10 protein-coding genes are annotated in these 13133 nt (G+C 44.7%); all 10 read left to right on the top strand.

The window, feature by feature from the left end:
• The first annotated feature begins 200 nt into the window (after positions 1–200).
• The 10 genes from ABFV72_RS03580 (at position 201) to ABFV72_RS03535 (ending at position 13122) form a co-directional block, all read left to right on the top strand.
• Complete coding sequence (locus ABFV72_RS03580; RefSeq protein WP_180958124.1) at positions 201–1175, top strand: glutamate/aspartate ABC transporter substrate-binding protein; 975 nt, start codon at positions 201–203, stop codon at positions 1173–1175.
• A 96-nt stretch (positions 1176–1271) separates the two neighbouring features.
• Positions 1272–2018, top strand: coding sequence for an amino acid ABC transporter permease (locus ABFV72_RS03575; protein WP_057758328.1), 747 nt, complete (start codon positions 1272–1274; stop codon positions 2016–2018).
• The gene (locus ABFV72_RS03570; RefSeq protein WP_101205580.1) at positions 2015–2683 is read left to right on the top strand and encodes an ABC transporter permease subunit; all 669 of its coding nucleotides are present in this window, start codon (positions 2015–2017) and stop codon (positions 2681–2683) included. The genes ABFV72_RS03575 and ABFV72_RS03570 overlap by 4 nt, the downstream gene beginning before the upstream one ends.
• A 190-nt stretch (positions 2684–2873) precedes the next feature.
• Positions 2874–3605, top strand: coding sequence for an amino acid ABC transporter ATP-binding protein (locus tag ABFV72_RS03565; protein WP_057762314.1), 732 nt, complete (start codon positions 2874–2876; stop codon positions 3603–3605).
• Between the two features lie 403 nt (positions 3606–4008).
• The gene (locus tag ABFV72_RS03560) at positions 4009–4617 is read left to right on the top strand and encodes a DJ-1/PfpI family protein (protein WP_347162463.1); all 609 of its coding nucleotides are present in this window, start codon (positions 4009–4011) and stop codon (positions 4615–4617) included.
• 99 nt (positions 4618–4716) lie between these two features.
• A complete protein-coding gene (locus ABFV72_RS03555) occupies positions 4717–5973 on the top strand; it encodes an FAD-dependent oxidoreductase (protein ID WP_347162462.1) in 1257 nt (418 codons plus the stop codon).
• A 370-nt stretch (positions 5974–6343) separates the two neighbouring features.
• Positions 6344–8119: an AMP-binding protein gene (locus ABFV72_RS03550; RefSeq protein WP_347162461.1), complete on the top strand. Its 1776-nt coding sequence runs from the start codon at positions 6344–6346 to the stop codon at positions 8117–8119.
• Between the two features lie 240 nt (positions 8120–8359).
• Positions 8360–9970 (top strand): carboxyl transferase domain-containing protein, encoded by a 1611-nt coding sequence (locus ABFV72_RS03545; RefSeq protein ID WP_347162460.1) that lies wholly within the window; start codon positions 8360–8362, stop codon positions 9968–9970.
• A 165-nt stretch (positions 9971–10135) separates the two neighbouring features.
• Entirely contained in the window at positions 10136–10945 is an 810-nt protein-coding gene (locus ABFV72_RS03540) for an enoyl-CoA hydratase/isomerase family protein (RefSeq protein ID WP_347162459.1), read from the top strand.
• A gap of 77 nt (positions 10946–11022) precedes the next feature.
• Positions 11023–13122, top strand: a complete 2100-nt coding sequence (locus ABFV72_RS03535) for an acetyl/propionyl/methylcrotonyl-CoA carboxylase subunit alpha (RefSeq protein ID WP_347162458.1) — start codon at positions 11023–11025, stop codon at positions 13120–13122.
• The last annotated feature ends 11 nt before the right edge of the window (positions 13123–13133 follow it).

Raw genomic sequence — 13133 nt, 5'->3', positions numbered from 1 at the left:
TATAGCCAGGATATAAATATATTCATAAATATGTACTCTCTCAAAAAAAATTCACCCTCTACTGCAAATTTGTTGTACAGTAACATTAAGTTGCATTGTGATAAACAACAGCAACAACCGTACGGATGCGGGGCAGTCGGGTCAATCAGGCCTATGTCGTCCAAGCACTCACTCAATCTTGCGATAAAAGGATGTATTTCATGACATACTCATTTTCCAAACCGTTGACTTTAGCTGCTGTTATGGCATTAGGCTTAGCGGGATGTAATAACAGCAGCCAGACCAGCACTGATGCGCCAGCAGATGATGCAGCGACGACAGAAACCACGACCAACGGTACGCTACAGAAAATCAAAGACTCTGGCACTATTGTCGTCGGTCACCGTGATTCCTCTATTCCTTTCTCTTATATCGCTGATGATCCTAACCAACCGATTGGCTATGCTCACGATTTGGAAATGAAAGTGGTTGAAGCCGTTAAGCAAAAGCTAAACATGCCAGATCTTAACGTTCGCTATAACCTAATTACTTCGCAAACTCGTATCCCATTGGTACAAAACGGCACGGTAGATTTTGAGTGTGGCTCAACAACCAATAACGAAGAACGTCAAAAGCAAGTCGCATTCTCAAACGGTTTCTTTGAAATTGGTACGCGTCTGTTGACCAAAAAAGACTCTGGTATTCAAGATTTTGAAGACCTAAAAGGCAAAACCTTGGTAACGACAGCAGGTACGACTTCAGAGCGTTATATCCGTCAGTACAACGATGATAATAAAATGGATACCAATATCATCTCAGCAAAAGATCATGGCGAAGGCTTCCTAATGCTAGAAAATGGTCGCGCTGATGCCTTTATGATGGATGATGTATTGCTCGCGGGCGAAAAAGCCAAAGCAAAAAATCCTGATGAGTGGGTAATCGTCGGTACGCCGCAATCGTTTGAAATCTATGGTTGTATGATGCGTAAGGATGATCCTGAATTCAAAGCTGTGGTCGATGAAGCACTTGCTAATGTCTTTAGCTCAGGCGAAATCAATAGCATTTATGACAAGTGGTTCTTGAACCCAATCCCACCAAAGAACGTCAATCTAAACTTTGAGATGTCAGACAACTTAAAGGCCTTGATTGCCAATCCGCATGACAGCGCTCAGCCTAAAGAAGCAGCAGCGCAGTAAGGCTCATTGTCCCTCAACATAGCTTGCCTATACGTTCAGATAGCCAGTATTTTATTTGACGTATAGGCTTATCAATCGTTGCTCGGAGAGACAACCATGAATTATAGCTGGAACTGGGGTGTGCTCTTTGAGCAGACTGGTATTGGCAACGAGCTCTATATCCATTGGATGATCACAGGTCTTGGCTGGCTGCTATTGATTGGTAGTATCGCATGGGCCATTGCGATGGTCGTCGGTACTATCTTCGGTATCATGCGTACTTTGCCCAACAAGACCGCTCGTGCAATCGGTACGGCTTATGTGACATTTTTTCGTAATATTCCACTGCTGGTTCAACTGTTCTTTTGGTTTTATATCGCGCCTGGCTGGCTCACGCCGACGATACAAGAATGGTGGTATAAGGATTTGTCTCCGAATACCTCAGCCATGTTATCAGCCAGTATTGGTCTTGGCCTATTTACCGCTGCTCGTATTGTTGAACAGGTACGGACAGGTATTGAGTCATTACCAGATGGACAGATTAATGCGGCCTATGCGTTAGGATTTAGCATTCCACAAGTCTATAAAGAAGTACTGCTACCGCAGGCATTTCGTATTATCTTGCCACCGCTCAGCTCTGAGTTGACCAACTGTTTCAAAAACGCTTCTGTGGCCTCGCTTGTGGGGGTAATGGAGCTGATTAGCCAAACCAAAACCATCAGCGAATATACTCAAAATAGTATCGAGATATATACTTACGCGACGATTATTTACTTGGTTTTCAACTTATCCTTAATCGCTATTATGGGATTGATTGAACGTAAATTGCGTGTGCCTGGGCTTATTGCGGGAGGTCAGAAATGAATATGACCGAATTGGCAACAGCCTATCCTGGTTTGATGGGTGGCATGCTTACCACTTTAAAAGTACTGTTTTTGGCTATTTTGGGCGGTATTAGTTTAGGAACTGTACTGGCATTGATGCGTTTGTCAGGTATCAAAGCGCTTGAGATTCCAGCTAAACTATACGTCAATTACTTTCGCTCCGTGCCGCTGCTATTGGTACTGCTATGGTTTTATTTTGCCGTACCGATGATTTATCTTTGGGTAGCGGGTAAGTACCTGCAACTCGATGCTGCGTTTGCTTCTTGTGTGGTCGCATTTATGATGTTTGAGGCGGCTTACTTCTCAGAAGTGGTACGTGCTGGTATTCAATCGATTGGTAGCGGGCAGGTCAATGCGGCAAAAGCGCTCGGTATGACTTATGGGCAGACCATGCGTCTGGTCATCTTGCCACAAGCCTTTCGTAAGATGCTGCCACTGATTTTGCAGCAATGTATTATTTTATTCCAAGATACGACGCTGGTATTTGCCATTGGTTTGACCGACTTTTTCCGCGCAGCCTACGTTCGCGGTGAGCTAATGGGATTACTCACGCCGTATATCTTAGGTGCTGGTGCTGTCTATTTTGTGATTAGCTTAAGTGCCTCTATTGGCGTGCAACAATTACAAAAGCGTTTGCGGTTTTAGTATAGCTATTTTGATACGCCTATCGCTTGCTCTTTTGAGTGTTGAGAGCTTAGATTGAGCGTTTGATTTACCTTTTTTAAATAATGATTATCGAAAATAATGTGGTTAGGAGCCAGTGATGAGCAATGCTGATACGTACTTAAATGCCTTTGGCGGGCTGGTTACCAATAGTGGTCATGCTAGTGATGAGATGGTCATTGAGATATCCAATGTCAGCAAATGGTATGGAGACTTTCAAGTACTGACTGACTGTACGGCGCATGTACATAAAGGTGACGTCGTTGTTGTTTGTGGTCCATCGGGCAGTGGTAAATCAACTTTGATTAAGACAGTTAATGGACTTGAGCCTTTTCAAAAAGGTGACATCATGGTCAATGGTATCTCTGTCGGTGATCCAAAGACCAACTTGCCCAAGTTACGTAGCCGTGTTGGCATGGTGTTTCAGCATTTTGAGTTGTTTCCACATTTAACTATCATTGATAATTTGACTGTGGCACAAATCAAAGTGTTGGGTCGTAAAGAGTCTGAGGCCAAACAAAAAGCGATGGCCTATCTAGACCGTGTTGGTCTGACGGTACAAGCGGCGAAATATCCAGCAGAACTCTCTGGTGGTCAGCAGCAGCGCGTCGCGATTGCACGAGCGTTGGCCATGGATCCAGTCGCAATGCTATTTGATGAACCAACCTCCGCGCTTGATCCTGAGATGATTCAAGAGGTGCTAGATGTGATGGTTGAGCTGACTCGTGATGGTATGACCATGATGTGCGTGACGCATGAAATGGGCTTTGCCAGTCAGGTGGCCAATCGTATTATCTTTATGGATGAAGGGCATATCGTAGAAAACTGTAGTAAGGATGAGTTTTTTGAAGGGGCAAAAAGTGACCGTGCGCAGATGTTCTTATCGAAGATTTTAAATCATTAAATACACTCTGATTTACGATTTTTTATAGCAGTGTTGCTAATATGAAGACGTGTTCTAAAGCTTACTTTTCTTTCCCCTGCTAATAATTATCTAAAGCGCCCTATTAAAGACAGTTAAACGCTATCTTTAATAGGGCGCTTTGTATTTAGCTTTTTTTGTATAGCCATTTGAACAACAATTTAGAGCCTATAATGTTTACACACAAGGAATTTAAATAAGATAGCTTTGAGACTATAAAGCTGCTGAAAATAGAGCGGGAATAGTCGCAGGATTAGAGAGGTTGCAAACGGCAAAGGCAGATGAAATGGCTCATCTTATTAATCAAACAAGTTTGAAAAGATAGTAGTCATAATATAGATGAGTTTAATTTAATTTAACGCTATCAACTTAATTAGGATTGAATATGACGCTAAAACGAACCGTCGGCATACTAATGTTCAATGAAGTAGAGGTGTTGGACTTTGCAGGACCTTTTGAGGTGTTTTCGTTGGCTGAAAATGCTACCAGTACTAGTGATGATAAGCACTTTAAGGTTATTACTATTGCTGAGCATCAAGCCACAATATCCGCTAGAAACGGTCTACAAGTCATTCCTGACTATGGTTTTGCCAATCATCCAGACATTGATGTCTTAATCGTCCCCGGTGGGTACGGTGCTGAAAAAACAGAAATATATAATAAGGTGGTAATTGATTGGATTAACACTCAAGCAAGTTTGGCAGAGCTGACGCTTTCAGTGTGTACAGGAGCGTTGCTGTTGGCTAAGGCAGGTTTGCTAACTGGTAAGTCAGCAACCACGCACTGGATGGATTTGGATAATTTAGCATCTTATCCTGATATCGATGTGATCTCGCATACGCGTTTTGTAGATGCTAGTGATGATACTTGTAATGTCGTTACATCAGCGGGGATAAGTGCAGGCATCCATGCAAGTCTATACTGTATAGAAAAATTAATAGATAGTGAAACCATGCGTGCAACAGCACATCGCATGGAGTTCGATATTGACTAAGTGAATTGCTAGATAGGTGAGTGAATGGCTGTTTACTGATACAATAGCGGTCAATATTTTTGATAACTAAAATAATTCATAAACCATGTTGGAGTTTATATGAGCGTAGAAAACTTATCTGTAGCATCGAGTACAGCAGCAAAAAAAGGTGTGGTTATTATTGGTGCAGGACTGGCAGGCTGGCATGTCATTGATGCCATTCGTGCCAAAGACACAGAGATTCCAATTACTCTAATCACGGCTGATAGTGGAGACCGTTATCATAAGCCGATGTTGACGATGGCAATCAGCCAAAACAAACGAGCATCAGATTTGGTACGGGCATCTGGTAGCGAAGCGGCGAACATAGCAGAAGTGACGTTGCTAGCCAATACGCAAGTGACAGATATTGATCCAGTGAGCCAAACCGTACAGGTACGATCTACTGCACAGTCAGATGATGCGCTGACGACTATTGGCTATGAGAAAATGGTACTAGCGATGGGCGCGCATCCTATCTTCCCTAAAAGCCTTCCGCAAGATTTGGTCTGGCATGTCAATCATATCGAGCGTTTTAGTCAGCTACAAGAAAAGCTAGCAACAGGTAGCCAGCACGTTGCGATCGTCGGTGCTGGTATGGTGGGTACAGAAATCGCAGAAGACCTGCTCAAGGCTGGTCATAAAGTAACGCTCATTGATTTAAACGATGCACCGCTTTCACAGATGCTACCAGCCAAAGCGACCGCACGTATCGCCAAAGCGATCGAGTCGCAGGGTATTCAATTCTTAGGTGGTTATCAAGTATCAGCTGTCACTCGTGTTAATGACGATGACGATAACAACGACAGCGAAGATACCGAGAAACTACGAGTAGACTATGCCCCATTATCATCGGATGCAGATAATACTGATACTCAGCCGCTCGAGCCATTGATTGTAGATCATGTGATTGCCAGTACAGGTCTGACAGTCGATGAGCAATTACCTGCGGCGGCTGGTGTGGAATTCGATCGCCGTACAGGTATCGTGGTGGATGCAGCGACGTTGCGTACCAATGCAGCGAATATCTATGCCATCGGCGACTGTATGTCTATCAACGGGGTTGCTTGTCGTTATGTTGCGCCATTACGCGCGCAGGCTGCGACTATCGCTGATGATATCTTAGGTCATGAACACAGTGGTTATGATCATAAGCCACCAATGATTCGCCTAAAAAATAAAGCTGTCTCTGTGATGGTGACGGGTGTACCGCAAGCAGTGGGCAATTGGCAAGTGAAGACTGAGAATGATGATGAGCTAATCATGGATTTGCTTGATGACAATGAAGCCGTTAGCGCAACGGTAACGATTAAAGCGCCTGCAGTTCCTAAAGCATAACGATTGCAATACCGTCTTTTGAAAAACTAATAAAAGCACATCATTTATAAGTAATGTCCTTTATTAGATGCTTTCCAGACAGTTTAGTTAAACGACAGTATTGATGATTGAGCCAGCCCATTGCTTATGATGTGGCTGGCTTTTTTGTGTCAAATATCTGCCATGATTCTATGTTACCTTTTAATAATTAGAAAGGCAGACTGTCTAATTAAATGATACATACTGTATTGATATTGTTGACAGGCTTTCATTGATGGCGTTATAGTAGCTAAATGTTATGTAAGACCTGCCCAAGGAAGAAGGTTTGCACGCAGGCTATCAATAAGTGCTATTTATAAATGATATAAAAAGTAAAACGAAAGGACTCGTTATGACTCAAACTCCTGATCTCGATTCGACTCGCGTTGACTTCGATACTATTTTAAACAACATTCCTAGTATCAATATGGGCGCACGCTCAGCCAATGCACCACTTACTCAAAGCTATGACAAAGGTCCTGATGTACCGCTGATTGAAGCGACAATCGGTGACTTTTTTGATGCTATTGTCTCCAAATATCCTGAGCGCGAAGCACTGGTCATCCGCCATCAAAATATCCGCTGGACATATCGTGAGCTACAGCAGCAAGTGAATCAGCTAGCCAGTAGTATGATTGAGATGGGACTAGAAATTGGCGATCGTATCGGTATTTGGTCGCACAACAATGCTGAATGGTTGCTCATGCAATTGGCTACAGCAAAAGTTGGCGTTATCCTCGTTAATATCAATCCTGCCTACCGCACTTTTGAGTTGCAATATGCCTTAAATAAACTGGGCTGCTCAGCGCTGGTACTTATGCGTCATTTCAAAACCAGTGACTATGCCAGTTTAATCCGTGAGCTATGCCCTGAGATTTACCATAAAGATTACACTCAGCTTGATTTGGTTGAGATTCCGACGATTGAACGTATCATTTGGATTGATGAGCCAGAGTCGGATGAGACCTTCGGTTTTATGCAAAAATTCTCTGCGTGGATGAGCGAGGGCGATGCCAATGATCCGCGTGTTGCTGAGCGTCAAGCCCAGCTTAAAAACACTGATGCTATCAATGTACAGTTCACCAGTGGTACGACAGGTACGCCAAAAGGTGCAACCTTAAGCCATCGAAACATCTTAAATAATGGCTACTTTATCGGTGAGGCCATGAACCTTACCGAAGAGGATAGGCTGTGTATTCCAGTGCCCTTGTATCATTGTTTTGGCATGGTGCTTGGTAATCTAGCGATTCTCACGCATGGCGGTTGTATCGTATATCCAAACGACGGCTTTGAGCCATTGACCGTATTGCAGGCAGTCGAAGAAGAAAAGTGTACAGGTCTGCACGGCGTGCCAACGATGTTTATCGCTGAGCTTGACCATCCTGAATTTGAAAACTTTGATTTGTCTACCCTTCGCACGGGTATCATGGCTGGGTCTAGCTGTCCGATTGAAGTCATGCGCCGCGTCATCGATAAGATGCATATGAGCGAAGTCACCATTGCCTATGGCATGACAGAGACCAGTCCTGTATCTTGCCAGACCAATGAGCATACGCCACTTGATAAACAGGTCTCGACGGTAGGACTGGTACAGCCTGCGCTTGAGGTTAAAGTCGTCGATACAGAAACAGGTGAAATTGCCCCGCTAGGTGAGACAGGTGAGCTGCTTACGCGAGGCTATTCAGTGATGAAAGGCTATTGGGGCAGCCGCTTTAAAACGCGTGAGGCCATCCAAGATGGTTGGATGCATACGGGTGACTTGGCTACGATGGATGAAGATGGCTACGTAAAAATCGTCGGCCGTAGTAAAGACATGGTGATTCGTGGCGGCGAAAATATCTATCCAGTAGAAATTGAAAATTACCTCTATCGTCACCCAAAGATTCGTGATGTACAAATCGTGGGTATACCAGATGAGCGTTATGGTGAAGTGCTGGCAGCGTGGATTATTCCAAAAGAACCTGGCTGCTTGACTGAACAAGAAGTACGCGAGTTCTGTAGCGAGCATATCGCTCACTATAAAGTGCCGACTTACTATCGCTTTGTGACTGAATATCCAATGACCATCACTGGCAAAATTCAAAAATATAAAATCATTGAGCAAATGAAAGAAGAGTTGGGTTTGTAGTAAGCTTGCTTATCTGCTCTAAAAAATAAAAGACTAACCATATTCATTTCACTATAAAAGTATTACAGCGTTAACCTCGCTTGAAGTATCACACATACATCTGCACTCGGTTGCCTTGTACTACTTTTAAATTGAATCGACTATATGTGAGCAACGCTTAAAAATAGTAGTTAGTATCATTTATATAAAAAGCTACTCACATCTACGTATCTATCTATGTATAAGAAAAAAAGGGATATCATGAGCGCTATCATAACCAGTAAACTGAGTCCAAACTCAAGCGATTTTCAGCAAAACAGTGCCGCGATGCAAGAGATAGTCGATGACTTGTATGTACACTTGCGTAAAGTTGCCCAAGGTGGCTCAGAGCGCGCACGAGCCAAGCATTTAGCGCGTGGCAAGTTGTTACCACGTGAGCGCGTCGAGCGTTTATTGGATGTAGGCACACCGTTCCTAGAAGTGGCACCGATGGCTGCACATGATATGTATGGCGAAGAGATTCCAGCGGCTGGTGTTATTGCGGGTATCGGTCGTATCAATGGTATCGAGTGTATGATTGTCTGTAATGATGCCACGGTAAAAGGCGGCACATACTATCCAATGACCGTCAAAAAGCACCTACGTGCGCAAGAAATTGCGCAAGAAAACCATCTGCCATGCGTTTATCTGGTTGATTCAGGTGGTGCAAACTTACCGAACCAAGATGATGTGTTCCCTGATAAAGAGCATTTCGGTCGTATCTTCTTTAATCAAGCAAATCTGAGTGCGGCAGGCATTCCACAGATTGCTGTGGTCATGGGTAGCTGTACGGCTGGCGGTGCCTATGTGCCTGCCATGAGTGATGAATCTATTATCGTCAAAGAGCAAGGCACTATCTTTTTGGGTGGTCCGCCACTGGTAAAAGCAGCAACGGGTGAAGAGGTTACCGCAGAAGACTTGGGCGGCGGTGATGTACATACTAGACTATCAGGTGTGGTCGATCATCTAGCGCAAAACGATACGCACGCACTATCGATTGCCCGTAATATCGTCAGTCATCTCAATCGCCCTACAAAAAATATTCCTAATCAAATCACACCGCGTCCGCCACGTTATGATGCCAAAGAGCTCTATGGTGTGATTCCAACGGACAAGCGCAAGCCATTTGATATCAGAGAAATCATCGCGCGTATCGTTGATGATAGTGCCTTTGATGAGTTTAAATCGCGTTTTGGTACGACGCTAGTCTGCGGGTTCGCTCATATCGAAGGGATGCCTGTTGGGATTATTGCCAATAACGGCATCTTGTTCAGTGAGTCAGCGCAAAAAGGCACGCACTTCATTGAGCTGTGCTGTAAACGCAAAATCCCATTAGTATTCCTCCAGAACATTACTGGCTTCATGGTGGGTCGTAAATACGAAAACGAAGGTATCGCTCGTCATGGTGCCAAGATGGTAATGGCGGTGGCTAATGCCAAAGTACCAAAATTCACAGTTATCGTCGGTGGCTCGTTCGGCGCTGGTAACTACGGTATGTGCGGTCGTGCTTATAGCCCGCGTTTCTTATGGATGTGGCCAAATGCGCGTATCTCTGTCATGGGCGGCGAGCAAGCTGCATCAGTACTGGCGACGGTCAAACGTGATAACTTTGATCGCAAAGGTGAAGCGTGGAGTGATGAAGACGAAGCCGCATTTAAAGCGCCGATTCGTGAAATGTACGAAGAGCAAGGTCATCCGTATTATGCCACCGCACGTATGTGGGATGACGGCGTAATTGATCCTGCTGATACGCGTAATGTATTGGCGTTAGGACTAAGCGCGGCTTATAACGCGCCGATTGAAGAGACGACGTTTGGTGTCTTTAGAATGTAAGCGTTCTAAGGTCTTCCCATAATAAGCGACCGCTGTGTCAACTTCATTTGAAGTACGATTGGTACATCTACGCTTAGTCTTTGTACTTGGTTTCCTTGTATTAACATTATTATGGATTGACCAAGAGTTTGTTTAAGTATTTACATAAAAAATATAGAGAAAGTTATGCAAAAAGACAGTGATAAAAATTACAAAAGCCTATTGGTTAACGTTGAGCAGCACGTGGCGACAGTGACGTTAAATCGTCCTGAGATACGTAATGCCTTTAACGATGAAATGATAGCTGAGCTGACCGATGCATTCAGTACGCTTGGTGCTGATGATGAGGTACGTGTCATTGTGCTAGCGGCTGCTGGCAAGGCATTTTGTGCAGGCGCTGATTTGAATTGGATGCGTGCCATGGCGGATTATAGCTATGAAGAGAATCTAGCGGATGCTGATAAATTGGCGCAAATGCTTAAGACTATTTATGAATGTCCTAAGCCAACAGTTGCGGCTATTCAAGGCGATGTTTATGCAGGAGGCATGGGTTTGGTTGCTGTTTGTGATGTGGCTATCGCCGTTAAGATTGCTAACTTTTGCCTCAGCGAAGTCCGTTTAGGGTTAGCCCCTGCTACTATCAGTCCTTATGTTATCCGAGCGCTAGGCGCTAGAGCATCGCAGCGTTATTTCTTAAGTGCTGAAGTGTTTGATGCCAAAAAGGCGCGTCAGCTTGGTTTTATCCATGAGCGTGTTAGCGAAGAATGGCTGGCCGATGAAGTGGCTGCGTTCTGTAACAAGGTCGTCAAAAATAGCCCTGACGCGGTAAAAACCTGCAAACAGCTATTACACGATGTCGCTGGTGCACCTATTACAGATGAGCTGATTTCTGACACGGTCAAAGGTATTGCTGATATCCGCTCATCAACACAAGGCCGCGAGGGTGTACAGGCGTTTTTGCAAAAACGTAAACCTGATTGGTTAACGGCAGACTAACTAGTAGCAGAACAATGATAGGCAAATGGGTAAATAGACAAGACGTCAAATAATAACGACAAGACACAGGGATAGTTATGTTTTCTAAAATTCTAATCGCCAACCGTGGTGAAATTGCTTGCCGAGTGGCCGCGACTGCTAAGCGTCTTGGCGTCAGTACCGTTGCTGTTTATTCCGATGCGGATCGTGAGGCCAAACATGTGGCTGTCTGTGATGAGGCTATCTATTTGGGCGGTTCGGCACCGAAAGACAGTTATCTCAAAGGCGATGCTATTATTGCTATCGCTAAGCAAACGGGTGCTCAGGCGATTCATCCAGGATATGGGTTTTTAAGCGAAAATGCAGACTTTGCGCAGGCTTGCCAAGATGCTGGCTTGGTGTTTATTGGCCCATCGGCGGATGCTATTCGTGCCATGGGCGGCAAATCTGAGTCTAAGCGCTTGATGGAGTCAGCTGGTGTGCCGCTGATACCGGGCTATCATGGTGACAATCAAGACGCACAGTTTTTGCAGCAGCAGGCAGATGACATTGGCTATCCTGTCTTGATTAAAGCCAGTGCAGGTGGCGGCGGAAAAGGTATGCGTATCGTTGAAAAAAGCAGCGATTTTATTGATTTGTTAGATTCATGCCGCCGAGAAGCGATTACCAGTTTTGGCAATGATCAAGTATTGGTCGAAAAATACGCGCTAAAACCACGTCATATCGAAATCCAAGTATTCGGTGATACGCATGGTAATTATGTGCATCTGTTTGAGCGTGATTGTTCAGTACAGCGCCGCCATCAAAAAGTACTAGAAGAAGCGCCAGCGCCCGGTGTCGATACTGCCATGCGTGAAGCGATGGGCACAGCGGCAATCGAAGCTGCACGTGCGGTCGATTACGTTGGTGCAGGTACGGTCGAGTTTATCGTTGAGCAGCGTGAAGACTCTATGAATTTTTATTTCATGGAAATGAATACGCGCTTGCAAGTTGAGCATCCGGTTAGTGAAGCCATTACTGGTGTCGATTTGGTCGAGTGGCAGCTGTTGGTTGCTGCGGGTCAGCCATTGCCAAAAACGCAAGACGATCTGGCTATCAACGGTCATGCAATTGAAGCGCGTATCTGTGCCGAAAACCCTGACAACAATTTCTTGCCAGCGACAGGTACGTTGTTCACTTATCAAAAGCCTGAGCATAGTACCTTTAACATTACCGATGTGCGTATTGACGATGGCGTACGTGAGGGTGATGTGATCAGTCCTTTTTACGACTCTATGATTGCCAAGCTTATCGTCCATGCTCCTACGCGCGAGCAAGCGTTGGCGAGACTAGATCGTGCATTGGCACAGACGCGTATTGTGGGTCTGCCAAACAACGTGGCATTTTTGCGTTATATTTTAAATACCGATTCATTTAGCAAAGCCAATCTTGATACGGCATTGATAGAACGCGAGCAGGATAAGCTTTTTGACCAGCATCCTCTTGAATTATCGACGCTTGTGGTGACAGCTATTACGCAGCAGCTTGCGAGTGAAGCGACTACTCAGGGCTCAGATCCATTTAGCAAGCCAACGGGTTTCCGTGCTTATAGTGATTATACTCGTTCATTTAGCTTGGTTTATGATGAGCAAGCCTACAGCGCTCGCATCAGTAATTGGCATAATGCGAGTTGTGCTGATAGCAAAAAAGGCAGCGATAGTCTCAATAGTTTTACGCTCGTCATTGGTAAAGAAATCGCGAATATGCAGGATGATAGCAATATCAATGTAGCGGCTCAGACCGAAACGATTTATGAAGGTCAAATTAGCTACGATAGCAGTGACGCGCACAATCATACCTTATGGTTAGAAGGTGCACGTATCAGTGCCCAAAGTTGGGTGAATAACGAGACGGTCTACGTATTCACAGATAGCGGACGTGATGAAATTACGCTTATTGATATCATGGCACATGTGGGCGAAGACACAGCAGCAGTTGGCAGTTTGAAGTCACCAATGCCAGGACAAGTGGTTGCATTCAAAGTAGCTGTTGGCGATACTGTGAAAAAAGGCGAGCCACTTGCCGTCATCGAAGCTATGAAAATCGAACATACCATTACCGCACCGACGGATGGTGTGGTAGCAGAACTGTTATTTGCAGCAGGTGATTTGGTCGCTGATGGTGATGAGCTACTGCGCATCGATAGTGAGAGCGCATAGCTGACGAAGAC

Source organism: Psychrobacter proteolyticus, assembly GCF_039762275.1.
GTDB classification, from domain to species: domain Bacteria; phylum Pseudomonadota; class Gammaproteobacteria; order Pseudomonadales; family Moraxellaceae; genus Psychrobacter; species Psychrobacter proteolyticus_C.
The sequence above is the reverse complement of the archived record's forward strand: the minus strand, read 5'-3'. Positions and strand labels throughout refer to the sequence as shown.